24 protein-coding genes and 1 tRNA gene are annotated in these 26,360 nt (G+C 66.8%); 10 read left to right on the top strand and 15 right to left on the bottom strand.

What is annotated here, in order from left to right; translation table 11 throughout:
- Positions 1 to 206: 206 nt before the first annotated feature.
- The gene (locus KIT86_RS06555) at positions 207 to 1,184 is read left to right on the top strand and encodes a GMP reductase (protein ID WP_297396323.1); all 978 of its coding nucleotides are present in this window, start codon (positions 207 to 209) and stop codon (positions 1,182 to 1,184) included.
- Positions 1,185 to 1,247: 63 nt separating this feature from the next.
- On the opposite strand, the gene KIT86_RS06550 is transcribed toward KIT86_RS06555, so the two are convergent.
- On the bottom strand, positions 1,248 to 2,132 hold the full coding sequence (locus KIT86_RS06550) for an alpha/beta hydrolase (protein WP_297396318.1): 885 nt from the start codon (positions 2,130 to 2,132) through the stop codon (positions 1,248 to 1,250).
- Positions 2,133 to 2,262: 130 nt separating this feature from the next.
- Here KIT86_RS06550 and KIT86_RS06545 point away from each other — a divergent pair, with 130 nt between their 5' ends.
- Both KIT86_RS06545 and KIT86_RS06540 read left to right on the top strand, forming a co-directional pair.
- A complete protein-coding gene (locus KIT86_RS06545; protein ID WP_297396411.1) occupies positions 2,263 to 3,138 on the top strand; it encodes an NAD(P)-dependent oxidoreductase in 876 nt (291 codons plus the stop codon).
- Between the two features lie 26 nt (positions 3,139 to 3,164).
- A tRNA-Ala gene (locus tag KIT86_RS06540) sits at positions 3,165 to 3,240 on the top strand.
- A gap of 179 nt (positions 3,241 to 3,419) precedes the next feature.
- On the opposite strand, the gene KIT86_RS06535 is transcribed toward KIT86_RS06540, so the two are convergent.
- Complete coding sequence (locus tag KIT86_RS06535; RefSeq protein WP_297396316.1) at positions 3,420 to 4,934, bottom strand: tripartite tricarboxylate transporter permease; 1,515 nt, start codon at positions 4,932 to 4,934, stop codon at positions 3,420 to 3,422.
- A gap of 6 nt (positions 4,935 to 4,940) precedes the next feature.
- Positions 4,941 to 5,429, bottom strand: coding sequence for a tripartite tricarboxylate transporter TctB family protein (locus tag KIT86_RS06530; RefSeq protein WP_297396313.1), 489 nt, complete (start codon positions 5,427 to 5,429; stop codon positions 4,941 to 4,943).
- 235 nt (positions 5,430 to 5,664) lie between these two features.
- Between KIT86_RS06530 and KIT86_RS06525 the strand changes: the two genes are divergently transcribed.
- Entirely contained in the window at positions 5,665 to 6,096 is a 432-nt protein-coding gene (locus tag KIT86_RS06525; protein ID WP_297396310.1) for a MarR family winged helix-turn-helix transcriptional regulator, read from the top strand.
- Between the two features lie 120 nt (positions 6,097 to 6,216).
- Here the strand turns inward: KIT86_RS06525 and KIT86_RS06520 are convergent, their stop codons facing one another.
- Positions 6,217 to 7,107, bottom strand: a complete 891-nt coding sequence (locus KIT86_RS06520; protein ID WP_297396307.1) for a LysR substrate-binding domain-containing protein — start codon at positions 7,105 to 7,107, stop codon at positions 6,217 to 6,219.
- Between the two features lie 127 nt (positions 7,108 to 7,234).
- Here KIT86_RS06520 and KIT86_RS06515 point away from each other — a divergent pair, with 127 nt between their 5' ends.
- The 4 genes from KIT86_RS06515 to KIT86_RS06500 all read left to right on the top strand — a co-directional run bounded on the left by KIT86_RS06515 (position 7,235) and on the right by KIT86_RS06500 (position 10,988).
- Complete coding sequence (locus tag KIT86_RS06515; RefSeq protein WP_297396303.1) at positions 7,235 to 8,011, top strand: 3-hydroxybutyrate dehydrogenase; 777 nt, start codon at positions 7,235 to 7,237, stop codon at positions 8,009 to 8,011.
- An 11-nt stretch (positions 8,012 to 8,022) separates the two neighbouring features.
- The gene (gene fahA, locus KIT86_RS06510; RefSeq protein WP_297396300.1) at positions 8,023 to 9,354 is read left to right on the top strand and encodes a fumarylacetoacetase; all 1,332 of its coding nucleotides are present in this window, start codon (positions 8,023 to 8,025) and stop codon (positions 9,352 to 9,354) included.
- Positions 9,355 to 9,417: 63 nt separating this feature from the next.
- Entirely contained in the window at positions 9,418 to 10,374 is a 957-nt protein-coding gene (locus KIT86_RS06505; RefSeq protein WP_297396297.1) for a tripartite tricarboxylate transporter substrate binding protein, read from the top strand.
- Positions 10,375 to 10,649: 275 nt separating this feature from the next.
- Positions 10,650 to 10,988 carry a DUF1330 domain-containing protein gene (locus KIT86_RS06500; RefSeq protein ID WP_297396295.1) on the top strand — a complete coding sequence of 113 codons (339 nt, stop codon included), beginning with the start codon at positions 10,650 to 10,652 and terminating at the stop codon, positions 10,986 to 10,988.
- Between the two features lie 32 nt (positions 10,989 to 11,020).
- Here the strand turns inward: KIT86_RS06500 and KIT86_RS06495 are convergent, their stop codons facing one another.
- Positions 11,021 to 12,526, bottom strand: coding sequence for a PLP-dependent aminotransferase family protein (locus tag KIT86_RS06495; protein ID WP_297396293.1), 1,506 nt, complete (start codon positions 12,524 to 12,526; stop codon positions 11,021 to 11,023).
- 187 nt (positions 12,527 to 12,713) lie between these two features.
- Here KIT86_RS06495 and KIT86_RS06490 point away from each other — a divergent pair, with 187 nt between their 5' ends.
- Together KIT86_RS06490 and KIT86_RS06485 are read left to right on the top strand one after the other, a co-directional pair.
- Entirely contained in the window at positions 12,714 to 14,201 is a 1,488-nt protein-coding gene (locus KIT86_RS06490) for an NAD-dependent succinate-semialdehyde dehydrogenase (RefSeq protein ID WP_297396290.1), read from the top strand.
- 131 nt (positions 14,202 to 14,332) lie between these two features.
- Entirely contained in the window at positions 14,333 to 15,583 is a 1,251-nt protein-coding gene (locus KIT86_RS06485; protein ID WP_297396287.1) for a glutamate carboxypeptidase, read from the top strand.
- A gap of 221 nt (positions 15,584 to 15,804) precedes the next feature.
- On the opposite strand, the gene KIT86_RS06480 is transcribed toward KIT86_RS06485, so the two are convergent.
- From KIT86_RS06480 to KIT86_RS06435, 10 genes are all read right to left on the bottom strand, one after another.
- Positions 15,805 to 17,331 carry an alkaline phosphatase D family protein gene (locus KIT86_RS06480; protein ID WP_297396284.1) on the bottom strand — a complete coding sequence of 509 codons (1,527 nt, stop codon included), beginning with the start codon at positions 17,329 to 17,331 and terminating at the stop codon, positions 15,805 to 15,807.
- A 62-nt stretch (positions 17,332 to 17,393) separates the two neighbouring features.
- Positions 17,394 to 18,218, bottom strand: coding sequence for an ethanolamine ammonia-lyase subunit EutC (gene eutC, locus KIT86_RS06475; RefSeq protein ID WP_297396281.1), 825 nt, complete (start codon positions 18,216 to 18,218; stop codon positions 17,394 to 17,396).
- Positions 18,215 to 19,618, bottom strand: a complete 1,404-nt coding sequence (locus tag KIT86_RS06470) for an ethanolamine ammonia-lyase subunit EutB (protein ID WP_297396278.1) — start codon at positions 19,616 to 19,618, stop codon at positions 18,215 to 18,217. The genes eutC and KIT86_RS06470 overlap by 4 nt, the downstream gene beginning before the upstream one ends.
- A gap of 23 nt (positions 19,619 to 19,641) precedes the next feature.
- Positions 19,642 to 19,794 (bottom strand): hypothetical protein, encoded by a 153-nt coding sequence (locus KIT86_RS06465; RefSeq protein ID WP_297396276.1) that lies wholly within the window; start codon positions 19,792 to 19,794, stop codon positions 19,642 to 19,644.
- 45 nt (positions 19,795 to 19,839) lie between these two features.
- Positions 19,840 to 20,547, bottom strand: a complete 708-nt coding sequence (locus KIT86_RS06460) for an IclR family transcriptional regulator (protein ID WP_297396273.1) — start codon at positions 20,545 to 20,547, stop codon at positions 19,840 to 19,842.
- Positions 20,548 to 20,647: 100 nt separating this feature from the next.
- Positions 20,648 to 21,427 (bottom strand): enoyl-CoA hydratase/isomerase family protein, encoded by a 780-nt coding sequence (locus tag KIT86_RS06455; protein WP_297396272.1) that lies wholly within the window; start codon positions 21,425 to 21,427, stop codon positions 20,648 to 20,650.
- Positions 21,428 to 21,429: 2 nt separating this feature from the next.
- Positions 21,430 to 22,608, bottom strand: coding sequence for an acetyl-CoA C-acyltransferase (locus KIT86_RS06450; protein WP_297396269.1), 1,179 nt, complete (start codon positions 22,606 to 22,608; stop codon positions 21,430 to 21,432).
- Between the two features lie 54 nt (positions 22,609 to 22,662).
- Positions 22,663 to 24,750, bottom strand: a complete 2,088-nt coding sequence (locus KIT86_RS06445; protein ID WP_297396266.1) for a 3-hydroxyacyl-CoA dehydrogenase NAD-binding domain-containing protein — start codon at positions 24,748 to 24,750, stop codon at positions 22,663 to 22,665.
- On the bottom strand, positions 24,747 to 26,153 hold the full coding sequence (locus KIT86_RS06440; protein ID WP_297396264.1) for an amidase: 1,407 nt from the start codon (positions 26,151 to 26,153) through the stop codon (positions 24,747 to 24,749). Before KIT86_RS06440 ends, KIT86_RS06445 begins: the two co-directional genes overlap by 4 nt.
- Complete coding sequence (locus KIT86_RS06435; protein WP_297396261.1) at positions 26,150 to 26,350, bottom strand: hypothetical protein; 201 nt, start codon at positions 26,348 to 26,350, stop codon at positions 26,150 to 26,152. Before KIT86_RS06435 ends, KIT86_RS06440 begins: the two co-directional genes overlap by 4 nt.
- Between the last annotated feature and the right edge of the window lie 10 nt (positions 26,351 to 26,360).

The raw sequence follows: 26,360 nt of genomic DNA, 5'->3' as shown, positions 1-26,360 counted from the left end.
CCCTCAGGCGCTTCATATCGGCATTCATATACACCTCATAACAAAAGGGCTTCACCGGCCAGGCGACCCCGGTGCCGCGGGGCGTCTACAATCGGGCACCGGGCCCAAGCTTCTTGCGCCCGGTTTTTTTTGGCTCACCGCCACTGAAGCCGGCCAGACCAAGCGCTCACCTGTTCAACAACAGCTTTCTGGAGCTTGGTTTCACAATGGAAATCTTCGACTACGACAACGTCCTGCTTCTGCCGCGCAAATGCCGCGTGGAGAGCCGCTCGGAATGCGACGCCGGCGTGGAGCTGGGCGGGCGCAAGTTCCGCCTGCCGGTGGTGCCGGCCAACATGAAGACGGTGGTGGACGTGCCGATCTGCACCTGGCTGGCGAAGAACGGCTACTTCTACGTGATGCACCGTTTCGACCTGGACAACGTGCAGTTCGTGCGCGACATGCGCGCCGAGGGCGTCTACGCCTCGATCTCGCTGGGCGTTAAGGCGCCGGACTATGCCACGGTGGACCGCCTGGTGGCCGAGGGCCTGGTGCCCGAATACATCACCATCGACATCGCACACGGCCACGCGGACAGCGTCAAGAACATGATCCGCTACCTGAAGGAGAAGCTGCCGGCCTCCTTCGTGATCGCCGGCAACGTGGCGACACCCGAAGCGGTGATCGACCTGGAGAACTGGGGCGCGGACGCGACCAAGGTGGGCGTGGGCCCGGGCAAGGTCTGCATCACCAAGCTCAAGACCGGTTTCGGCACGGGTGGCTGGCAGCTCTCGGCGCTGAAGTGGTGCGCGCGCGTGGCGACCAAGCCCATCATTGCCGACGGCGGCATCCGCAGCCACGGCGACATCGCCAAGAGCATCCGTTTCGGCGCCTCGATGGTGATGATCGGCTCGCTGTTCGCGGGCCATGAGGAGTCGCCGGGCCTGACGGTGGAAGAGAACGGCGTGCGCTACAAGGAGTACTACGGCTCGGCCAGCGACTTCAACAAGGGCGAGTACAAGCACGTGGAAGGCAAGCGCATCCTGGAGCCGATCAAGGGTTCGCTGAAGGACACGCTGGTGGAGATGGAGCAGGACGTGCAGAGCTCGATCAGCTACGCCGGTGGCACCAGGCTGATGGATGTGCGCAAGGTCAACTACGTGATCCTGGGTGGGGACAACGCGGGTGAGCACCTCTTGATGTGATCTCTTTCGGTGCGTTGCTCGCTGCGACCTCGCGGGCCCAGGAGTGCCGTAGCCGCAGGAGAATCACACCGAAAGAAGCGACCGCACCGCCTGATGCAACCGTTGCCGAGGGTCGGCCAGTGCATCCACGATGCTGAAATGGTTCAGACCGGGAAGCTCCTCACAAACAGGCACCACCCGCTCACCCCACACGGACTGGATCAAGCGGTTGTGGCGCAGGAATTCGCTGCTCTCCAGCGCCCCCACCATGGCCGTCAACTGGCCCCGCCCTTCACGGACCAAAGGCGCCGGCAAACGCGCCGGGCTGGCCATGGCCACCTGCTGCGCCGACAGCCTCAACGAGGCCTGCACGGACGGCGTGTGCATCACCGGCTCCAGGTCGTACAGACCCGACATGCCCAACGCGTTCTTCACCAGGGCCAGCGGCAGGTCATCCCCCACCAGCGACCAGTCGCACGCCAGCATCATCGCCGCCAGGTGGCCGCCCGCCGAATGCCCCACCACCGTGATGCGGTGCGGATCCCCGCCATGCGCCCCGATGTGGCGGTACACCCACGCCAGGGCGCGCACCATCTGCAGCGTGATCTCGGGAATCGTCACCGCCGGACACAGCGCGTAGTTCGGCACCACCACACACGCGCCGCGCTCCACGAACGGCGGCGCGATGAACGAGTGGTCGGACTTGTCCAGACTGCGCCACCAGCCGCCATGGATGAACACCAACACCGGCGCCGGGGGCTGACCGGCCTTGCGCGGTGCCGGAAAGATGTCCAGCGTCTCGCCGGCTCCATGGCCGTAGCTCACGTCGATCAGGCCTCGCCCCTCGTTGCGGGCCGCTGCCGAATCGCGCGCCCAGCGCTCGAAATGCACCAGATGCTCCGGCACCCGGGCCCGGTTGTTGTATTCGCGCTCCAGCCAGTCGGCGTCGTAGGGGGCAGTGGTCTTCATCGCGCGCATTGTGTCATGGGGTTTTTGCCAGGAATGTGACCCATTGCCATGCCGGGCACGTATCCTGCCGGCACCCATTCATCCGCATCCCTCAGGCCCACCCGTGAACAACGTCACCACCAACCCGCCCCTGCCCACCCGCATCGCCGTGCTCGGCATCGGCATGATGGGCTTTCCCATGGCACGCCGCCTGTGCGAGGCCGGCTGCCAGGTCAGCGCATGGAACCGCTCGCGCAGCAAGGCCGAACGGCTCCAGCCCTTCGGCGCCACCGTGGCAGACACGCCAGCCCAGGCCGTGGCCCAGGCCGATGTGGTCATCACCCTGCTCGAACACGGCGGCGTGGTGGAGGACGTGCTGTTCCAGCAGGGCACCATGGCCGGCTTGCGGCCCGGCGCCCTGGTGGTGGACATGTCGTCCATCCAGCCGCGCCAGGCGCGCGAGCACGCAGCACGGCTCGCCAGCGAGGGCGTGCACCACCTCGATGCGCCCGTCTCGGGGGGCACCGTCGGCGCCGAACAAGGCACGCTGGCCATCATGGCCGGGGGCGAGGCCGCCGATTTCGAGCGCGTGCTGCCGGTGTTCGAGCTGCTGGGCAAGGCCGTGCACGTGGGCCCGCACGGCGCGGGCCAGCTTGCCAAGCTGGCCAACCAGATGATCGTGGGCATCACCATCGGCGCGGTGGCCGAAGCCCTGCTGTTGTGCGAGAAAGGCGGAGCCGACATGGGCAAGGTCAGGCAGGCCATCAGCGGTGGCTTTGCCGACAGCCGCATCCTGCAGGTGCACGGCCAGCGCATGGTGGAGCGCGACTTCACCAAGCGCGCGGCGATCGCGGTTCAGTTGAAGGACATGCGCAACGCGCTGGCCACGGCCGGCGAGGTCGGCTTCGAGGCACCGATCACCGGCATGTTCGAGCAACTCTACGCCCAGGCCGGGGAGCACGGCCTGGCCGACCTGGACCATTCGGCCCTGTTCGTCGAACTCGCCCGGCGCAATGGCATGAACTGAGCGCCTTTGCTAATATTTCGCCCAGTGGGGACGTAGCTCAGCTGGGAGAGCGTCGCGTTCGCAATGCGAAGGTCGGGAGTTCGATCCTCCTCGTCTCCACCAATTTCTTGGCACGGCCTCGTTTCACAGGGCTTTTGCGTTTTCCCGGGAAAACCAGGGCAGCAGGTCGTCAATGGAAAAAAGCAGAACGCTGACAAGTGCCGCGAACTCGCAGCCTGGAGGCAGAAGCACCTCAAGGTCAGGCCACACCGCGCGTAGCGACTGGCGCTGATCTCTAGCGCTCACCCTTCCTCGACAAAGGCTTCTTCACGCTTTTTCCTGATGCCCGGCAGCAGGACAATGGTCATCAGAACGACGGCCACGGCCAACAGCGAGGCAGAGATCGGCCGGTCGACGAAAACGCTCCAGTCGCCGCGCGAGATCAGCAGTGCACGGCGCAGATACTCCTCCATCATGGGACCCAGGATCAGCCCCAGCAGCAGCGGCGCCGGCTCACATTCGAGCTTGTGGAAGATGTAGCCCACGATGCCGAACCAACCCAGCATCCAAACGTCGAAGGTGTTGTTGTTCGTCGAGTAGACGCCGATTGCGCAGAACAGCACGATGGCCGGAAACATCCAGCGATAGGGCACCGTCAGCAGCTTGATCCACAGCCCGATCAGCGGGAGGTTCAACACAATCAACATCAGGTTGCCGATCCACATGGAGGCGATCAGTCCCCAAAAGAGCTCCGGGTTGCTGGTCATGACCTGTGGCCCGGGCTGTATGTTGTGGATCGTCATCGCACCGACCATCAAGGCCATTACCGCGTTGCCCGGAATGCCCAACGTGAGCAATGGAATGAAAGACGTTTGCGCGCCCGCGTTGTTGGCCGATTCCGGCCCGGCCACACCGCGGATGTTGCCCTTGCCAAACGGAATCTCGCCTGCGCGCAGCTTGAGCTTTTTCTCGATGGTGTAGGACGCAAATGCGGACAGCAACGAACCGCCGCCAGGGAGAATGCCCAGCGAAGAGCCCAGCACCGTGCCTCGCAACACCGCAGGCGTCATATGGCGGAAGTCCTCGGCGGTCGGCCACAAGCCCTTGACCTTGGCTGTGAAGACCTCGCGCTCTTCGTCGGGCTTGGCAAGGTTGGCGATGATCTCGCCGTAACCGAAAACACCCATGGCGATGGCGATGAAGCTGATGCCGTCGGTGAGTTCGGGAATGTCGAAAGAGAACCGCGCGACACCGGAGTTCACGTCTGTGCCGACCAAGCCCAGCAGCAAGCCGAAGAGAATCATGCACACCGCTTTGACCAGGGAACCCGAGGCCAGCACCACCGCCCCGATCAGGCCGACGATCATCAGCGAGAAGTACTCGGCGGGGCCGAAGCTCAAGGCAATTTCGGTCAGTGGTGGCGCGAAGGCCGCGAGCACGAGTGTGGCCACGCTGCCGGCAAAGAAGGAGCCCAGTCCAGCGGCCGCCAGCGCCGCGCCCGCACGGCCGTTCTTGGCCATCTGGTGGCCGTCGATGACGGTGACCACCGACGATGATTCACCTGGCAGGTTCACCAGAATCGCGGTGGTCGATCCGCCATATTGCGAGCCGTAGTAAATGCCCGCCAGCATGATCAGCGCGGCAACTGGCGGTAGCCCGTAGGTCGCTGGCAGCAACATGGCAATGGTCGCCACCGGACCAACGCCGGGCAGCACACCGATCAGCGTGCCCAGCAAGCAGCCGATGAATGCGTACAACAGGTTTTGTAGCGTGAACGCGGCACCAAAGCCCAGACTAAGGTTGTCGAGAAGTTCCATGCGATGTCAGCCCGTGATGAAGTGGGGCCAGACCTGGAACTGCAGGTTCAGGCCAAGCACGAAGGTGAGGTAGCTACCAATCGCGAGAACCACCGCCAGCACGAGCGCGCTACGCAGCCGAAACTGGTCGCTCGCGACGCTTGAGATCACCACCACCGCAAGGATCGCGGCGATCAGCCCCATCGCAGGAACACCGATGGACTGCACGCCGCCGAGCAGCACGCCGAAGGCGAGATTGGCTCCCACGATGAGCAGCAGCGGCTTCCAGGCGATCCTGCCGATAGGCGCGCCATCGGGACGGCCGCTGACCAGCGAGGTGGCCGCTACACCAGCACCCAACAACGCCAGCATGATCCCAAGCATCAGCGGGAAGTAAGCTGGGCCCATGCGGGCTGCGGTGCCAACCGTGTAGTTGGTCGCGCCTATGGCGAACGCGGTGCCGACCATCATGAACATCAAACCGGACGCGAAATCCTTGCGACTCTTTATCTGCATGGGGGGGGTAGTGGGGAGAGGGGAAAAGACAGAACAGCCCGGCCAGCGGACCTTCGCGAAAGTCAACTGACACCATCGCCTCGACTTCGATGAGTCAAGTCGGTTGCCAGTCAGGTACATCATGTTATGAGTTAAATTAGATCACGACATGAGTAATTTCCCTGAGACCATTTTTGGTGCACCCGGGGAATGCGCGCTGCTATAGTGCCCGGGCCCTTTTGACGAGGCAGGCTCCATGTCCCAAGATAAAAAGTCGATCGAAAAGCAGCGCTACGAAGCGCTGTCCACGTTCCGGTACAAGCTGCGTTGTTTCCTACGCTTCAGCGAAGACGCGGCGCGCGAGGAAGACATTACCGCGCTCCAGTACCAATTGCTGCTGCATACCCAAGGCATACCGGGACGACAATGGGCCAGCATTTCGGAGATCGCCGAGCTGTTGCAGACGCAGGTGCACGGTGTCGTGGCGCTGGTGACGCGCTGTGAAGATGCCGGCTTGGTGGAGCGCCGACCCAGTCAACACGATCGCCGGCAGGTGGAAGTGCACCTGCTACCTGCCGGTCGGCGCAAACTTGTGCGGTTGGCCGCGCAACATGCGTCGCAGCTCTCGGCCCTGGCTGATGCAATGGCATTTGCTGCGAGCATAGACGGCGCAGAGCCCCACAACTGAAGGCGAAGGCTCGCGCGGGCGAGCTTGTTGCCTCGACCGGGTTCTCGGGCTGCAGCCTTCAATGGGAATTGCTGCTCTTACTGGATCAGTTTTCCGTAGACGACAACACGCTTCGACATTTCAAGGCACGCGCGCTGCAATGTCCAACGACAAGAGGCTCTTCAGTGCGGGGTTGGCGTTGCCTTTCTTCCACGCCATCCCGTGCGTCAGGCGAAGCGCACCCTCGCCTAAAGGCTTGAAGGTAAGACCCACGATCTCTTCCTGATACTGCAGTTCGCGCGGCACGATCGACACGCCCACGCCCGCCGCCACCAGGCACATCAGCACCTGTGAGTTGGGGCTCTCGCGCACGACGCGCGGCTCAAAGCCCGCGCGTCTGCATTGGGCATCCATGGTGTCGCGCAGAAGAAAGCCCTGGCCGCCGGGATACGCAACGAATGGCTCTTCGGCGAACGCCGCGAGGTTGAGCGCAGCGCCACTGGCCAAGCGGTGATCCGACGGCATCACCATCACAAAGTCGATGTCGGCGTAGTCGCAGCTTTCGATCTCGGGATCGGAGATCGGCAAAAAGCACAGCGCCACGTCGAGCTGTCCTTCGAGCAGCTTCTCACGCAGCGCCCCGCTCGGATGCGGACCGTCGAGGTCGAGCTCCACCTCAGGGAAAGCCGACCGAAAGGAGAGCAGCAGCCGTGGCAGCAGCATGTGGCTCGCGCGCCCGCTGTAGCCCAGGCGCAGAAGCCCGATCTCGCCTCGGCTCGCGCGCCGGCAGGCCTCGACCGCGTGGGCCAGCTGGTCCAGCGCCTTGCCCGCCTCTGCGTGGAAGACCTTGCCCGCTTCGGTCAGCGCGACGCTGCGCGTGTTGCGCTCGAAGAGCTGTGCGCCGATCTCCTCTTCGAGCTGCTTGATCCGCTGGCTCAGCGGCGGCTGCGCCATGTGCAGGCGCTCGGCCGCCCGCGTGAAGCTGCGCTCCTGCGCCACGGTCATGAAGCTGCGCAAGTGTTTGAGTTCCATGGCGCACCGATTGAGACGGATTCAGTATGAATTGGGCGTGAATTCTATATTGGACCGTATGGATTCGCGCTCCTAACATCCGCGCATCAAGAACGAAGGCGGCAATCAAGTGGCAGAAAAATGGAGCTTGGCGGGCAAGACCGCATTGGTGACTGGCGGCGCGAGCGGCATCGGCTTGGCAATCGCCAAGCGGCTCTCCGCCGAAGGCGCGCAGGTCCTCATCAGCGGGATCTTTCCCGAAAGCGAGGGCGCTGAGGCAGCCCGCGACATCGAGTCGCCCATGGGCACCGAGGCGCGCTACCTGCAGGCGGACCTCCGCGATCCCGCGCAGATCGAATCCCTGATCGCGCGCGCCGAGCCGTTCGGCGGTGTCGACATCCTCGTGAACTGCGCGGGCTTGCAGCACACCAGCGAGATCGAGGACTTCCCGGTGAATGTGTGGAACGACATGCTCGCGGTGAACCTGTCGGCGAGCTTCCACACGATCCGCTTGTCGCTTGCGCACATGCGAGCGCGCGGCTGGGGCCGCATTGTCAATGTCGCCTCCATCAGCGGGCTGCGGGGCCGCGCTGGCAAGTCGGCCTACAACGCCACCAAGCATGGGCTCATCGGCCTGACCAAGTCGGTGGCGTTGGAGACGGCCACCACCAACATCACATGCAACGCCATCTGTCCCGGCTGGGCGCACACGCCCTTGGTGCAAAAGCAGCTCGAGGCGCTGGCCGAACGCGAGGGGCTGGATCTGCCCTCGGCCACCCACAAGCTCATCAGCCTGCGGCAACCGTCGGGGCGCTTCGTGGAGACCTCGCACCTGGCGGGTATGGTGGCCTTCCTCTGCGGCGAAGAGGCTCAGGAAGTGCGCGGCGCGGCCTGGACGATGGACGGAGGAACGACGGCCTTGTGAGGCGTCGAAGAATGATGAAGAAGCAGCACGTGGCGGGCCTGGACGGCATCGACGAGACGCACGACGCAACAAGGCGCAGCTGGGTGGCGTCGGCCAATGGCCACCCGGAATTTCCCCTTCAGAATCTTCCCATGGGCGTCTTCCGCGCGGGCTCCCGCGCGAGGCTCGCCGTCGCCATCGGCGACGAGTTGCTCGACCTGCAAGCGGCGCACGAGCTCGGCGCCCTGGGTGAGTTGCGCGGCGAGACGGCCGAGGCGATCCAGACCGAGACCTTGAACGCCTGGATGGCCCTGCCAGCGGCGCTGCGCCGCGAGCTGCGCCAGGCGGTGTGGAGGCTGCTGTGCGAGAACGTGCCCGAAGGCGTGATCGGTGCACGGCTCGCGGGCTCGCTGACGCTGCCGCGCTCCTCCGTGAAGATGGCGCTACCGGCGGCGGTGGGCGACTACACGGATTTCTATGCCGGCATCCACCATGCGAGCAACTGCGGTGAGATCTTTCGGCCGGAGCTGCCCCTGCAGCCCAACTACAGACACCTGCCGGTGGCCTACCACGGGCGCGCATCGACGCTGCGGCCTTCGGGCACGCCGGTGAGGCGCCCGTCAAGCCAGATCTGCCAAGACGGCCAGCCCGTGTTGTCGGCCACGGAGAAGCTGGACTACGAGATGGAGCTCGCCATCTGGATCGGCCCTGGCAACGACTTGGCTCACCCGATCGGCATCGAGTCGGCCGCCGAGCACGTGGCGGGCTTCGGGCTCCTCAACGACTGGTCCGCGCGCGACATCCAGGCGTGGGAGTCGCTGCCGCTGGGCCCGTTCCAAGGCAAGAATTTCATGACGAGCCTCTCGCCCTGGGTCGTCACCAGCGACGCGATGGCGCCGTTCAGGGTGCCGCGGATGGCACGCGAGGCCGGCCACCCCGGGACGCTCCCCTACCTCGACGGCGACAGCGACGCGCGAGCCGGCGGCGTCGACATCGCGGTCGAAGTCTTCATTCAGACCGCGCGCATGCGCGAGGCGGGCGAAGCGCCGCATCGCCTCTCGCGCGGCTCGGCCACCGCCCTGTACTGGACACCCGCGCAGATGGTGGCGCACCACACCGTCGGCGGCTGCGACCTGCGGCCGGGCGACCTCTTCGGCACAGGGACCATCTCGATGGCCAGCCACCAAGACTGCGGCTGCCTCCTGGAGATGACCGAGGGCGGCAAGAAGCCCGTCGCGTTGCCCAACGGCGAAACGCGGGGCTTCCTGCAGGACGGCGACGAAGTGATCCTGCGCGGCTTCTGCGCGCGAGAGGGCTTCGCGAGCATCGGCCTCGGCGAGTGCCGAGGCGTGGTCCAGGGCTAAGCGCACGGCCAGGGCAGATCGCGGCGTGCCGGCGCATCCGGCCAGATTGACAAGGAGACAAAGATGAGAAGACTGTTGATGGCGGCGCTGGCCGCGGCGAGCGCGCTGGGGGGGCATTCGGCCCACGCCCAGGCGTATCCGAACAAGCCGATCAAAGTGATCGTGCCCTACTCGGCCGGCGGCGTGACCGACCAATACGGCCGCGCCTTCGCCGACGCGATGGGCAAGAAGCTCGGGCAATCCGTCGTGGTGGAGAACAAGGCCGGCGCGAACGGCACCTTGGGCGCCGTGCAAATGCTGAACACGGATCCGGCCGGCTACACGATCACCATGATTCCGATCGGGGTGTTTCGCATGCCGCACATCACCGGCGCGCAATACGACCCGATCAAGGATTTGACGTATCTGGGCAGCCTGGTGGGCTTCAACTACTACATCGTGGTGAACGCCTCCTCGCCCTGGAAGTCGATCGCGGACCTGGTGGAGTACAGCAAGAGGCAGGCAGGGCCGGTCTCCTACGGCACGCCGGGCGCCTATAGCAGCCAGCACATCGCGATGGCGCAGCTGGGCGAGGCGGCCAAGGTCGATTGGACTCACATCCCCTTCAAGGGCGACGCCGACGCCATCACAGCCCTTCTGGGCAAGCACGTGCAGGCGATCGTCAGCGCGAGCACCGTGCTGCCCTACGTCGCCAATGGCCAGATGCGTGTTCTCGCTTCCCTGGGCGACAAGCGCACCGCCGACCTGCCGGACGTGCCCACGCTCAAAGAGCAAGGCTACGCGCTTGTACACACCTCTCCCGTCGGCTTCGCCGGCCCCAAGGGCATGGACCCGGCGGTGGTGAAAAAGCTCGACGGGGCCATTGCGGCGACCCACGCGGACCCCGAATTCAACGCCGCCATCAAGAAGATGGGCCTCGTGCCCATGCACATGGACGCCGCCGCCTATTCGGTCTACGCGCGCTCGATCCACGAAGGCGAGCGCGACTCGCTCAAGAAGCTCGCCGCCACGGTGAAGTGAGGTCCAGTCCGCCAATCCGCGCATCGACCGCGGGGGGGCGGACGACAACCTGAACGACCAGGAGGTCGTTCGCACAGGTGACGGCCGTCCCCACATGGCGTGGCGCGCGACGCGGTCCACGCCGCGTTGCCCCAGGCGACCGCATGGGGTCGCGCCCCCTCGCACTGCACATGACCTGCAAGGTCATGGACCCGCGCAGTGGCCCAGCCTATGCTGACTTCCACCAGGCCCGCTGTTCCCGCGCCAGTTGTGCAACCCATCTCAAGACATCACCCATGACCGCCTACGCCATCGCGCTGCTCGAAGAACTGGAGTTTGGCCCCGACATCGTCAGCTACCTCCAGCGCATTGACGCCACCCTGGAACCGTTCGAGGGGCGCTTTCTCGTCCATGGCGCGCGGCCCGAGGTGGTCGAAGGCCCTTTCGCGGGTGACTGCGTGGTCATCGGCTTCCCCAGCCTTGAGCAGGCGAAGGCGTGGTACGCGTCGCCCGCCTACGCGGCGCTGATCCCGCTGCGCACGCAGCACTCGCGATCTACCGTGTTCTTTCTCAAAGGCGTGGCGCCGGGCTACCGCGCGGCCAGCCTGCTGGACAAACTGCAGGCCCAGCGCTGAGCCGACGGCCGCGCACTGGCGGCCCATGAATGTCACCGTCGCGAGCGGCTCGACCCGAATGGTGAGGAAAGCACATCCAGGAGAACCTGGAACGCCGGGCCCATGTCCTCTTCCTTCACGCAGGCGTAGCCCAGCAGCAGGCCGGGCCGGGCGTGAGAAGGAACCTGGTAATACATGGACAGGGGCCGCGACAGGATGCCGCGGGCCCCGGCGGCTTGCGCAAGCGCCACGTCGTCCACGCCCTCGGGCAGGGACAACGTCAGGTGCAGTCCCGCGTTGCTGGCGTGCGCCTGCAGGCTGTCCGGCCCGATGTGCCGGTGAACCAGGTCCACCAGCATCGCTCGGCGGCGCGCGTAAAGCACGCGCATGCGCCGGATGTGCGCGGCATAGTGCCCGCTGTCCATCAGCTCGGTGAGCGCGGCATGTGTGATGCCGTGTCCCTCGCGGTACAAGTCCGCATGGGTCGTGCGAAAGGGCTGGGCCAGCGCGCGGGGCAGCACCATGTAGGCCACGCGCAATCCCGGATAAAGCGTTTTGCTGAAAGTGCCGACGTAAATGACCGGACTGTCGGGCTCCAGGCCCTGCATGGAAGGTATGGGGCGCCCCGCGAACCGGAACTCGCTGTCGTAGTCGTCCTCGACGATCCAGCCGCCCGTGCTGCGTGCGAAATCCAGCAACTCACGCCGGCGGCCCAGGCTCATCACCGACCCCAACGGATACTGGTGAGAAGGCGTCACAAAAATCAGGCGGGGCGCCTTCCCCTCCCGTGGCCAGCCAGCCCTCGGCCCGTCATCTCCTGGCTCGACCCTCAAGGGCCTCACGCGAATGGCTTCGGTGCGAAGCAGTGTGTGAAAGCCCCAGTAGCCGGGCTCTTCCACCCACACCGTGTCGCGCGGGTCAACCAGCATGCGCAAGCTCAGGTCGATCGCCTGGTGGACGCCTTCGGTGACGAGGATCTGATCGGGTTCGCAATGCACGGAGCGCGCCACACGCAGGTGTTCCGCGATGGCCTGGCGCAGCGAAAGCAGGCCCCCACCGTGGGCGTAGCTCAGCAGTTCTGGCGACGGCGATCGCCACAGCCGTGTGTGAAGGCGGCTCCAGGTGCGGTGCGGGAACTGCGTCACGTCGGGCACCCCCGGCATGAACGCGCCCCATTGCCTCGGCGCCGCAGAGGGCTGCGCCAGCAGGCGCTGTGCGCGGCGCGCCAGCAGCGGCGGTCCCCCTGCGTTGTCGATCACCTTGGCGACCCGACCGGAACTGAGTTGGCTGTCCGGCGTGGTGTCGGCCACCACAGTGCCTCTGCCCACATGGGCCTGCACATAGCCCTCGGCCTGCAGCTGCGCGTACGCATGCATCACGGTGTTGCGCGACAGCCCCACTTCCTCTGCCAGGTCGCGCGAGGCAGGCAGCATCGATGCGGGAGCGAGCACGCCATCCAGGATCGCCTGGCGCAGGCACTCATAGAGACGGCGGTTCAGGGCTCCCGGCGCGGTGCGTTCCAGGCGCTGCAGCACCAGGTCCGCGGCGATCGACTTCATGGGGTCCGGAGGTATTTTTATTGGAGCCATCAATTATCTCGGATTGGACCTTGATGATGGAACCAATGAACGATGAAATCGCCGCCCATGACTTCCAACCAAGCAATCCAACAAAGGCGACTGGCCGCCACGCCCCGGGGCGTGGATGTGATGGGCGACTTCGACCAATCCCTCCCATCCCACTGACATGACCCACACCTCCCCCTTGCTCGCGCTCGCCGACCCTTCCCTTCTCAAGACCGATGCACTGATCGCAGGCGAATGGGTCTGCGGCACGTCGCGCTTCGCTGTTCACGATCCTGCCACCGGTCAACGCCTGGCCGAGGTCGCCAACCTGGGTGCTGCCGATGCGCACAGCGCGATCGCCGCGGCGAATGCCGCGTGGAGCGGCTGGCGACGCGCAGGCGCCAAGGCGCGCAGCCAGTTGCTGCGCCGCTGGTTCGATCTGCTGATCGCCCACCAGGAAGACCTCGCGCGGCTGATGACGGCCGAACAAGGCAAGCCCCTCGCCGAGGCGCGTGGCGAGGTCGCCTATGGAGCGAGTTTCGTGGAGTGGTTCGCCGAGCAGGCCAAGCGCGTGAATGGCGAAACCCTGCCGCACTTCGACGAAAGCCGGCGCCTGATGGTGCTGCGCGAGCCGATCGGCGTGTGCGCTGCCATCACGCCATGGAACTTCCCGCTGGCCATGATCACTCGCAAGGTGGCGCCCGCGTTGGCAGCGGGCTGCCCGGTGGTCGTCAAGCCCGCCGAACTCACGCCGCTGACCGCCCTGGCAGCGGCCGAACTGGCCCTGCGGGCGGGCATTCCCGCCGGGGTGCTGAATGTGGTGACGGCAGACAGCGTCAACAGCGTGGAGGTCGGTCAGGCGCTGTGCGCCAGCGATGTGGTGCGTCACCTTTCCTTCACCGGCTCCACCGAGGTCGGACGCATCCTCATGGCGCAATGCGCGCCGACCGTCAAGAAGCTGTCGCTGGAACTGGGGGGCAATGCCCCGTTCATCGTTTTCGACGATGCCGACATCGACAGCGCCGTCGAAGGCGCATTCGCCAGCAAGTTCCGCAATGCCGGCCAGACCTGTGTGTGCACCAACCGCTTCTATGTGCAAGCCGGCGTGTACGAGACGTTCGTGGCCAAGTTGGCCGAGCGCGTGCGGCGCGCCAAGGTGGGCAACGGCTTCGAAGCTGGCATCGAGCAAGGCCCGCTGATCGAGGAAGCCGCGCTCAGCAAGGTCGAGCGCCATCTGAACGATGCCCTGTCCAAGGGAGCGCGCCTGGTCACCGGCGGGAAGCGGTCTGACCTCGCTGGCCCGGGCTTCTTCTACGAACCCACCGTGATCGCAGACGCCAACGCGCAGATGTTGTGCGCGCGCGAGGAAACCTTCGGACCCTTCGCACCCGTGTTCCGATTTGAACGCGACGAGGAAGCCATTGCCGCGGCCAATGCCACCGAGTTCGGGCTGGCCAGCTACTTCTACAGCCGCGATGTGGGTCGCATCTTCCGCGTCGCGGAATCGCTGGAGTACGGCATGGTGGGCATCAATACGGGTCTGATCTCCATGGAGCACGTGCCCTTCGGCGGGGTCAAGCAGTCGGGGCTGGGCCGCGAGGGATCGCAGCACGGCATCGAGGACTACCTCGAACTGAAGTACCTCTGCCTGGGCGATATCACGCGCTGAACCGGCCCCCCCCAAGGGCATCGCGACGGCACGCGAATTGCTGAACAATCGGGGGCGCGCACGCCTGGCGTGCGCGGTTCGGGCCCGGGTTCGGGTGTGTTCAACCCTTTTCAAGAATGAAGCGTGTGATGATGAAGTTCGTATTCCGCCGGATTGGCGCCGCCACGGCACTGGCCGCCGCCAGCCTCTTGGCCACACCCGCCGGTGCGCAGGCGCGTGACGAGGCCCTTTTCAAGGCCGCGTCGGCGCAGCAGGCGGCGCTGGTGGAGACCTTGGGCCGGCTGGTCAACATCGAGAGCGGCACAGGCGATGCCGTCGGCATGGCGGAACTCTCGACCCTGCTGGAAGGCGAGCTGCGCGCATTGGGCGCGGCGACCGAGCGCCACAAGGCCGTGGGCAGCGTGGTGGGCGACAACATCGTCGGCCGATTCACCGGCAACGGCGGCAAGAGGCTGCTGCTGATCGCGCACATGGACACGGTGTACGGGCGCGGCGCCCTGGCCAAGGCGCCGTTCCGGGTGGAGGGAGACCGCGCCTATGGTCCGGGCATCGCGGACGACAAGGGCGGCATCGCCGTCATCCTGCACTCGCTCAAGCTGCTGCGCGACATGGACTTCCGGCGCTATGGGTCGATCACGGTGATGTTCAACACCGACGAGGAAAAGGGTTCGTTCGGTTCGCGCGACCTGATCCAGCAACTGGCCAACGCCAGCGACTACGTGATGTCGTTCGAGCCCACCGGCACGCCGCGCGAACTGTTGATCAAGGGCGCGTCGGGCATCGCCTACGTCGAGGCCAAGGTCAAAGGCAAGGCTTCGCACGCGGGGGTCGCACCCGACGCAGGCGTCAACGCGCTGGTGGAGGCCGCCGATCTGGTTCTGCGCACCCGCGAGCTGGACGACAAGGACAACCTCGTGCGCTTCAACTGGACCGTGGCCAAAGCCGGTGGCGTCAGCAACATCATTCCGGACGAGGCGACCCTCAATGCCGACGTCCGCTACCAGGACAACCTGCGCTTCGAAGACACCATGAAGCGGCTGGAGCTCTTGGCGCAACAGAAGCGGCTGCCGCAGGCCGATGTGCAGATCCAGATCACGCGGGGGCGCCCCGCGTTCAACTCGGGCGAGGGTGGTGCCCGCCTGATGGAGCTGGCGCGCGGCATCTACAAGGAAGTGGGCGGCGAGTTTGGCGTTCTGGAGCGAGCGGGCGGCGGCTCCGATGCGGCGTATGCCGCGTTGGGCGGCACACCGGTCATCGAGGGCATGGGCCTTCCTGGCGCCCACTACCACAGCAATCAGGCGGAGTACGTGATGATCGACGCGATCCCGCGCCGGCTGTACCTGAGCACGCGAATGATCATGACCCTGGGCCAGGGCCATTGACCGCCCGCCGCCTCGGATCGGCTGCAGATTCGAGCGGCACTTTCCTGGGCGGGGCGGCGGGCCGTCGTCAACCCAGCGCGAGCGCGATGACCCCGCCCGCAATGGCCATCGCACCCACCAGGCGAAGCGCGCCGCCCCTTCGCTCAGCAGACGGCCGCCGGTCAGCGCAGCGAAGAGCAGTTTGCGTGGATGAAGCCAGCCAGGACGACCAGCGCATGTGATCAGCCCTGGACGACGCCGGCGCGACCGGCCTCCACCACGAAGCGCGCCAGGGTGTCCACCGAGGCCGTGGGCGATTTGACGGTCGAGGCAGCGCGAAAGCTGACTTGCGCGTTGTCTGGCGCCAAGGTGACCAGGCCATAGCCCTGACGGTCGCCGCGGCCATAGCGCAGGTGCGGGTTGCGCGCCATCTGGCGCTTCACCGTGGCGGCGCTCGGCCCTTCGGAGGTGATCGCACCGCCCACGAACTCGGTGGCCATGGGGCGCTCGCCCGGTCGACGCGACAGGTCTGCCGCCCAGAAGGCATGGACGTCGCCGCTGAGCACGAGCGCGCTGCCAGGGCGGCGCTGCTGCAAGGCACCCAGCAGCCGATCGCGCGTCGCGGCATAGCCGTCCCAGCCATCCATCCAGTAGCCGCTGGGCTCGCCATCGCGAGCGCGGTCCACCGGCGCCATCAAGGTGGTCTGCGCGACCACGGTCCAGTGCGGGGCCGGACGCGCCATTTCCCGCGAGAACCAGGCTTCCTGTTCGGCACCCAGCATGCTGCGGGCCGGGTCGTGGCGGTCCGCGCAGTCCACGGGCGGCGAGGCACTGCGGCCGAACAGGCACACATGGTGATCGCGGTGCTGACGCGCGTCGAGCATGACGAGATCGAGCATGTCGCCAAAGCGCCAGCGGCCGTGAATGCGCGCCTGAGCGCCCACCGGTCGCATGTGCAAGGGCACGGGCATGTGCTCCCACCAGGCGCGATAGGCCGCGGCGCGCATGGCGAGAAACTGCGCCGGGTCGGTGAGCAGCGGCGAGATGTCGTTCGTGTAATCGTTCGCCACTTCGTGGTCATCCCAGGTGACCAGCCAGGGGCTGGCCGCATGGGCGGCCTGGAGGTCAGCGTCGCCCTTGTAAAGCGCGTAGCGGGCCCGGTACGCCGGCAACGTGGTGGGAATGCCGCCGACGTGGTGGCGGACATGGGCGCGGCCCCAGGAACTCTCATAGATGTAGTCGCCCAGGTGCAGCACCAGATCGGGCGACTGCTGCGCCATGTCGCGGTAGGCGATGTAGTAGCCCTGCTCGTACTGCTGGCAGGCGCAAAAGGCCACTCGCACCGCACGCGCATCGCCCGGCGCCGGCGCCGTGCGTGTGCGTCCTGTCGCGCTGCGCGCGCCTGCGGCGCTGAACCGGTACCAGTAGTCGCACGCCGCCTGCAGGCCATTCACCTCCACGTGCAAGCTGTGAGCGTCGTCTGCGCGGGCGGTCGCGGTCCCGCTGCGCACCATGCGCTGAAACCCGGGGTCTTGCGCCAGCTCCCACAGCACATCGACCTCGGCCGTGCCCATGCCCCCATCCGGGCTCAGCGGGTCCGGAGCGAGGCGGGTCCACAGCACCACGCTCTGCGCTGTCGGACAACCGGACGCGATGCCCAGCGTGAAGGGGTCGCGCCCGGCCAGGGTTTGCGCGCCCAGGCGCAGCAAGGGAAAACCAGCGAGCGAGGCGGCCACGACCACCGGGCCGCCGGCCACGGCGATGCGCAAGAGCCTGCGTCGGGCGCCAGACGGGGGCTGCGGGTCGCCGAAGCGGCAAGGTCCTGACGGGTTCATTCCGGCCCCTGCACCCGGCGAGCCGCCTCAGACCCGGTCACGCGTTTCCGATCGCTCTCGTCCTTGAGCGCCACCCCGGTCAGACCGCGCCGCAGCGCCTCGCGCACCAGCCACATCAGCTTGAACGCGGCGGCGTCGTAACCAAGTCCCTCGGGACGCACGTTGGAGATGCAGTTGCGCTGCGCATCGCTCAGGCCACGGCGCGGCGCGTGGCTGATGTACACCCCCAGGCTGTCGGGCGAGCTCAGGCCCGGCCGTTCACCGATCAACATCACGGCCAGCCGGGCCCCCAAGCGCTCCCCCACATCGTCGGCCAGCGCCACGCGCGCCTGGGTGGCCACCACCACCGGCGCCAGGCGCAGCCCCGCGTCCAGGTGCGGCTTCACCGCCTCCAGCAACGGCACGGCGTGGCGCGCCACCGCGAGCGACGAAAGGCCGTCGCCGACCACGAAGCACAGGTCCACCCGCGCGCCCTCGGCCATGGTCGAGAGGCGCTGGGCGCTCTCGGCACAGAGTTGCCGCCCCAGGTCCGGGCGGCGCAGGTAATCCATGCGGTCGGCCGCCGCGCTGTGCGCGTGCACCACAGACCAGCCCGCTTGCTGCAGTTGCGACGCCAGCGCCTCGGCGTCCAGCGGTGTATGAATGGCGTCGCGCGCCATCGCATGGGCCCAACCGAAGTCGAGCAGTGCGCGCGTGGGCAAGCCTGAGCCGGCGCGGCCCAGCGCCACCCGAGCGGGGGTCGCCGCGCGCCAGGCGGTCCAAGCGTCGGGGCGCACGCCCAGGGGTTCGGAAGCGTCATCGGCTGGCACAGGCGCGCTCATGGCTGTGCCTCCCAACCCAAGGCACTCAGGGCGCCGATGCCGCTTTGCAGGCGCGCTGCGCTGCCATCGCGCAGGCGGCCGTGGCCGTCGGTGATGCCCATTCGCTGCAACCATGCTTCGAACTCGGGCGCTCGGCTCAGGCCCAGAACATCGCGCAGGAACAGGGCGTCGTGAAAGGACGTGCTCTGGTAATTCAACATGATGTCGTCGGCGCCGGGCACGCCCATCATGAAGTTGAGGCCCGCCACGCCCAGCTGCACCATCAAGCCATCCATGTCGTCCTGGTCGGCCTCGGCGTGGTTGGTGTAGCAGATGTCGCATCCCATGGGCAGACCGAGCAGCTTTCCGCAGAAGTGGTCTTCCAACCCGGCGCGGATGATCTGCTTGCCATCGAACAGGTACTCCGGTCCGATGAAGCCCACCACGGTGTTCACCAGCAGAGGCTCGTAACGCCGGGCCAGGGCATAGGCACGCGCCTCACAGGTCTGCTGGTCCACACCGAAGTGCGCATCGGCAGACAGCGCGCTGCCCTGCCCGGTTTCAAAGTACATGAGGTTCTCGCCCAGCGTCCCACGCCCTTGCGCCCGTGCGGCGGCATGGGCTTCGTCCAGCAGCTCGATGCCCAGGCCGAACGAACGGTTGGCCTTTTCGGTGCCAGCGATGGACTGGAACACCAGATCGACCGGCGCGCCCTGCTCCAGCAGCTGCAGCGTGTTGGTGACATGGGTCAACACGCAACTCTGGGTGGGAATCTTCAGGCGCGTGATGAGTTCGTCCATCATCGACAGCAGGCGACCCAGCACGGGCAGGCTGTCGGAGGCCGGGTTGACGCCGATCACCGCGTCACCCGCACCGTACATCAGTCCATCCAGGATCGAGGCGGCGATGCCACGTGGATCGTCGATCGGATGGTTGGGTTGCAGGCGCACGGCCAGACGCCCGGCCAGACCCAGGGTGTTGCGAAACCGCGTGACCACGTTTCGCTTGCGCGCCACGGCGATCAGGTCCTGGTTTCGCATGAGTTTGGACACGGCTGCCACCATCTCTGGCGTGAGCCCCGGGGCCAGGGATCGCAGCGATTCGCCGTCTTCGCAGGCCAGCAGCCACTCGCGAAATCCCCCGACGGTCAAGTGCGAGACGGGCGCGAAGGCAATCGCGTCATGCGAATCGATGATGAGCCTTGTGATGTCGTCGGCCTCGTAGGGGATCACCGCCTCCTGGAGGAACTGCTTGAGCGGCGTGTCGGCCAGCACGTGGCGCGCGGCCATGCGCTCCTGCGCCGAAGCCGCGCTGATCCCGGCGAGATGATCGCCCGAGCGAGCGGGGCTGGCCGCAGCCAGGACGTGCTTGAGGTCTCGGAATTCAAACACCCGGTCCGAAAGCGTGCACCGATAGCGCATGGTGAAGAGGTCCTCTCAAGGCATCAGTCTGTCAGTTCGAGATAGACGACGTGACCATCTCTGGCAGGCCAACTCTGGCCCACGACGCGCTCGCCGTCAAATTCCGCCACGACCGTGCGCTTCTCGCCAGGCACCTGGATCTTGGACCAGGAGGTCGCCGCATCGGCGATGGCCATCCAGGTTGTCCGATCGAAGCGTCAGCTCCGGGGCAACGGCCCGAATCAGGGCCGGCGCAGGCCCAGCAACCAATCGGCATTGCCACCGAAATGCCGGGTCAGGTTGATGGCGGCCTCGCGCACTGCCGCCGTGTGCGAGGGCAACACCGTTTCCGCAAAGCGGCTGGACGGGCCCGAGATCGCGATGGAGCCGACCACGGCATCATCCGGCCCGAACACCGGCGCGGCCAGGGCGGCGATGTCGGGCTCGCGCTCGCCCACTGAGAAGAACACACGCGTCGTGGGCCATCGGGCAGGGTCGCCCTCGAACTCCACCAGCACCCGCCCTGCCGCCCCCTGGGTCAAGGGCAGCACCTGACCCGCGTAGATGTGGTCGCGCACCGAGTGACGCGGATCGACCCGGAACAGGCACAGGCGCACATCCCCTTCGCGCCGAAAATAGGAAGCGCCCTCGCCAGTGAGCTCGACCAGGCGATTGAGCACGGGCACGACATGGTCCTCGAGCCGCAGCGACTGCCGGTACACGTTGCCCCACTTCATCACGGCGTGGCCCAGCTTGTAGGTGGTGTCTGGCAATTGCTGCACGCAGCCAAAGCGGATCAGCGAGGCCAGCAGGCGCAGGATCGTGCTCTTGTAAAGGCCCGTGCGGTTGGCAATCTCGTGCAGCGTCAAGGCCTGATCGTCGATGCGAAACGCATTCATGATCGTCAAAGCTCGCTCCACGGCGGCGACGCCGTCCTTGTTGTCTGTCATGTCTTGGTCGTCAGGTCTGGTATGCCACGCTGCTGGCCTGCGGCGATGTCTCGGCGCCAGCCATTCTAGGGTGGCTGGGCGCGCGGCGTCAGCCTTCGGATCAGTTCCCGTGGAAACGCGGGTCGCGACGCTCGCGCACCGCCGCCAGGCCTTCCTGGAAGTCCTGCGTCTTGCCCAGCCACGCCTGCTCCGTCATTTCGCGTTCGAGCGCGTGTTCGATCTGCGGGATCAGGTCGCGCCGGTGCGTTGCGCGTGTGGCGCGCAGCGCCAGCGGACCCACACTGGCGAGTTCCTGCGCAAGCGCCATCGCCGCGGCGTGCACCTCGGCCTCGGGCACGATCTGGTCCACCAACCCCATGGACAGCGCGGTGGGCCCGTCGACGGTGCGGCCGGTGTAGAACATCAGCGCCGCGTTCTGCCGCCCGATCAACCAAGGCAGGGTGGCCGTCAAACCGAAACCGGGGTGAAAACCCAGCTTCGTGAAGTTGGCGCTCATCCGCGTCTGCGGGCAGGCCACCCGGAAGTCCGCCACCAAGGCCAGGCCGAGCCCGCCGCCAATGGCCGCGCCATGGACTGCAGCGACGATGGGTTTGCCGGTCTTGAAGATGCGCAGCGCCTCGCGGTAGGTGTGCCGCTGCGGATGCACGGGAGCGGCGCCCGGTGCGTCCCTGTTGGCCAGGTCGGCCCCTGCGCTGAAGGATCTGCCTTGCGCGCGCAGCACGATCGCGCGCACCTGCGGGTCTGCGTCGAAGGCCTCGCAGGCATCGGCCACCCGCGTGATCAGGTCGAGGTCGAAAAAGTTGTGCGGCGGTCGGCGCAGCTCGATCACACCGATCATTGCCTCGCGTTCGATGCCCAGGTCTTGGATGGACGTCGTCATGTTCAGCACACCTCGAACAAGGCCGCAGCGCCTTGCCCCCCGCCCACGCACATCGTCACGACGACGTACTTGACCCCACGGCGGCGGCCTTCGATCAATGCATGGCCCACCAGGCGCACACCCGTCACGCCATAGGGGTGCCCGACAGCAATCGCGCCACCGTTGACATTGAGGCGCTCATCCGGAATGCCGAGCTTGTCGCGGCAATAGATCACCTGCACTGCAAATGCTTCGTTGAGCTCCCACAGGCCCACGTCCTCCAGGCGCACGCCGGCGCGCTCCAGCAGGCGGGGCACGGCAAACACCGGGCCAATACCCATCTCGTCGGGCTCGCAACCGGCCACCGCGTAGCCGCGGAAGATGCCCAGCGGGCGAATGCCGCGCTGCTCGGCGAGCCGGGCGTCCATCACCACACAGGCGGCGGCGCCGTCGGAGAACTGGCTCGCGTTGCCGGCCGTGATGACGCCATTGGGCAGCACGGAACGCAACTTGGCGATGCCTTCGACCGTCGTGTCGCCACGGATGCCCTCATCGCGGTCGATGGTCAACTCGCGCCGTTCGATGTAGCCCGTGGCCTTGTTCTCCACGCCCATGGTCACCGTCATCGGGACGATTTCGTCGCTGAACAGGCCGGCGACCTGCGCGGCGGCGGCACGCTGCTGGCTGCGCGCGCCATACGCGTCCTGCAGGTCGCGGCCGATGCGGTAGCGCGTGGCCACGTTCTCCGCCGTCTGCAGCATGTTCATGTAGGTGTCGGGCCGGTGCTGGAGCAGCCAGGGGTCCAGCCGCATGTGCTGGTTGAGTTCGTTCTGAACGCAGGAGATGGACTCGATGCCACCGGCCACCATCACGGGCACACGATCGACGATCACGCGCTTGGCGGCATGGGCCACGGCCTCCAGGCCGGAGGCACAGAAGCGCGTCAAGGTGGTGCCCGCCGCCGTCACCGGCAGGCCGGCGCGCAGCACGATCTGGCGCGCGACATTGCTGCCGGTGGTGCCTTCGCCCAGCGAACAGCCGAAGACCACGTCCTCGACTTCGGCCGGGTCGACGCCCGCACGCTGCACCGCCGCCTGCACCACATGGCCGCCGAGTGTGGCTCCGTGGGTCATGTTGAACGCCCCCTTCCAGGACTTCGCCAGCCCGGTGCGTGCCGTGGAAACAATCACCGCTTCATTCATCGTCATTCCTTCGCGTTTGCGTCAATGGGTAGGCTGTGGCGCGCTCTGGGCGCGTCACTCGAAGCCTTTGTTCTGTGCGGCCAGCTGCACCAACAAGGGAGCCGGTGCCTTGAAGCACGCGTCGCCATCGCTGCGGATGCGCTCGATGGCGCGCACCACGCTGGCCAGGCCCACGGTCTGGGCGGCCATCATCGGGCCGCCGCGCCAGCGTGGAAAGCCATAGCCGTGCACATAGACCAGATCGATGTCGGATGCGCGCGCGGCAATGCCCTCCTGCAAGATGTAGGCACCTTCGTTGACCAGCGCGTAGATGCAGCGTTCGACGATCTCCTCGTCGCAGAAGCTGCGCGGTGTGCGGCCCGTCGCGGCGAAATGCGCGGCGATCAGGGCATCGACCTCGGGGTCGTGCTGGGCGTTGCGCTGGCCGGGCACGTACTTGTACCAGCCCAGGCCGTTCTTCTGCCCCAGGCGACCGGCCTCGAAGACCTTGTCGGCGAGCGGGCTGCGGCGCGCGCCCGCGTCCTGGGCGTACTGGCGCTGGCGGATGGTGTAGCCAATGTCCAGGCCGGCGAGATCGCTCATGCGGAACGGTCCCATGGCCATGCCCCAGTTCTCAAGCGCTCGATCGATCTGCTGGGGCGAGGCGCCCTCCTCCAGCAGGACCATGCTCTGCTCGAGGTAGAAGGTGATCATGCGGTTGCCGATGAAACCGTCGCAGACACCGGAGACGATGGCCACCTTGCCCGTTCGACGGGCCAGCTGCATCACCGTGTGCAACACGTCGGGCGCGGTCTTCTCACCCCGCACCACTTCCAGCAGCTTCATCACATGGGCCGGACTGAAAAAGTGCATGCCCAGCACATCGGCAGGACGGTTTGTGAAGGCCGCGATGCGGTTGACGTCCAGACGGGAGGTGTTGGACGCCAGAATGGCTCCAGGCTTCATGACGGCATCGAGCTTCCTGAAGACGTCTTCCTTGACCTCCATGTTCTCGAACACGGCCTCGATCGCGAGGTCGGCATCGGCGATGTCGCCGTACTCGGTCACCCCCTTGAGCTGAGCCATGCGCTGCCTGAGCACCTCTTCGGTGAGGCGGCCGCGCCGCACCGTGGCTTCGTAGTTGCGGCGCACGCTGTCCAGGCCGCGTTGCACGTCCTGCTCGCTGCGATCGAGCAGCGTCACCGGGATGCCTGCATTGAGAAAGGCCATGGCAATGCCCGCGCCCATGGTGCCCGCTCCGATGACGGCCACGCGCTGGATGTCGCGCGTGGCCGTATCGGCCGGCACGCCATCGACTTTCGAGGCCGACCGCTCGGCGCGGAAGATGTGCCGCATGGCGCGCGAGTACGGCGCCTGCTCCAGCGTGGCAAAGGCCTCGCGCTCCAGGCGAAGGCCATCTTCAAACGGCTTGTCCACCGAAGCGGCCAGCGCGTCGATCACCCTCATGGCGGCGGTATCGCCGCCCTTGAGCCGGGGGCGAACGGTGTTGCGCGCCATTTGCAGCAAGGCCTGTGCATAGGGCTCATCGACCCGAAGATCGCGGGTGCGGCGCGGCGGCACATCGGCGTCGACGATGCCCATGGCCACGTCGCAGGCCTGGGCGATCAGGTCGCGCGTGACGACGCGATCGAACAGGTCGGTGTCCATCAGCCGTTCGGCGCGCACCGGGTTTCCTGTGAGCATCAGGTTGAGTGCCCACTGAAGGCCACTGAGGCGCGGCAGGCGTTGCGTGCCGCCGGCGCCGGGCATCAAGCCGAGCTTGATCTCCGGGAAGGAGATCTGCGCGTCGGTGAGCGCCACGCGGTAGTGGCAGGCCAGCGCGATTTCCAGGCCGCCGCCCATGCAGATGCCGGCAATGGCGGCCACCACCGGTTTTCGGCTGCCCTCGATCTCGCGGATCAAGGTGAAGATGTTCGGGTCTTGCGCCGCCCTGGGCGTGCCCAGTTCGGGAATGTCGGCACCGGCGCAGAAGGCCTTGTCGGTCCCTGTGATGACGATGCCCTTGATGGCCACATCGGTCAGGGCGCGATCAAGCGCCGCGGCCAGCTCGCGGCGCAGTTCGTAAGACAGGGCGTTGACGGGCGGATGGTTCAATCGCAACACGGCGATCTGCCGGACTGCTTCGTAGCTGACGGGATTCATTCGCTGGGGGCTCCTGCGCCGGGTCTGGCGCCATTGGGGTTAAGAGTGGGGCGCATGAGATGCCAGTCGGTGGCGCGCTGGAGCGCTGCGCCGACCTGGATCAACAAGGCTTCGCTGCAAGGGCGGCCGATCAATTGCACAGCCAGAGGAAGGCCCCGGCTGTCCCGGCCCACCGGCAAGGACAGGGCCGGCAAGCCAAGGTAGTTGATGGGACGCGTGAGGCGCGTCATGTCGCGGGCGATGCGGTTCATGGCCGGGTCGTTCTCCGCCGACACATCGTCCAGGCGCGGCACAGGCACCGCGATCACAGGGGCCACAAGCACATCGGCGTGCTCGAACACCTCCGCGCAGAACTGGGCCAGTGCGGGCGCGCGGTAGCGTTGCGCGCCCACGTAGTCCGCCGCGCTGAAGCATGCCCCCTGCTCCAGCCGCTCAAGCACCGAAGGCGCGTAGAGGCTGGCCTGTGGCTCCATCCACGCCCGATGGGCCGATGTGGCCTCGGACATGATGATCACACTCGCGTTGGCATTGGCTTGGGCCAGGCCGCTGGGGGCCACCGAGGCGATCTCGGCGCCCAGTCCGCGCAGGGCGGACAGCGCATCGTCCAGTCCACGCTCCACCTCGGCATCGATGCCGTCGACAAAGTAGCGGGTGGACACACCGACGCGCAAGCGCCGGGGCAGTTGATCGGCCGTGGCGAAGGTGCGGGTGCCGGCGATCGCGTCGAGCATCAGGGCGCAGTCGCGCGCGCTGCGGGCGATGGGGCCCAAGGTATCGAGCGAGTACGACAAGGGCACGCAACCGGAGGCATCCACCCGACCGTGGGTGGGCTTGAGACCGGTGACGCCGCAGCACGCGGCGGGCACCCGGATCGAGGCCGCGGTGTCGGAGCCGATCGAGGCGAAGTTGATGCACGCAGCCACCGAAGCCGCTGAGCCGCTGGAAGAGCCGCCGGGCACGAATTCGGGGTTCCAGGGGTTGCGCACATGGCCACGTGCCCAGTTGTGGCCGGTCGGGTTGTAGGCGAACTCGGACAGCTGCACGCTGCCCAGATCGACGGCGCCGGCCGCTTGCAGCCGCTGGAGCACGCCGGCCAGCGCAGAGGCGACGGGCACGCGCACGTTCGACCCGCACTGCGGCGCGCGCCCGGGGCGCAAGAACAGGTCCTTGTGGGCCAGGGGCACGCCATGCAAGGCGCCGCGCGCCTGGCCGCGCTGCCGCTCCTGGTCGCGCGCCACGGCCTGGGCGCGGGCGGCATCCTCATCCCACTCGGCGATGGCGTGGATCAGCGGGTCGATGTGGCGCGCCCGGGCCAACAACTCATCGAGCAACTCGACCGAGCTGACGCGGCCCGCCGCCAGCGCCGAGCACGCCTCTTCGAGCGTGGTCTGTGTCCACATCATGGCGCGGCCTGGCGCTGCAGTTCGCGCGAGAAGGCGTCAGGGGCGCTGTCAACGGGTAGGAGCGCCGCGGCGGGCCGCGCCAGATCCAGGATCGGCTGCAGCGCCGCCTGGCGCGCATCGGTGATGGGCGTGCGGGCGGAGCCGGCTGCAGCTGCGTCGGCGGGGGAAGACGATGGGGCGGATGGCGGAGATGGCATGGAGGGAATC

Origin of the sequence: Hydrogenophaga sp. (genome assembly GCF_026125825.1) — a bacterium.
In the GTDB taxonomy this organism is placed as follows: Bacteria; Pseudomonadota; Gammaproteobacteria; order Burkholderiales; family Burkholderiaceae_C; genus Hydrogenophaga.
This window is presented reverse-complemented; position numbering and strand designations above follow the sequence as displayed.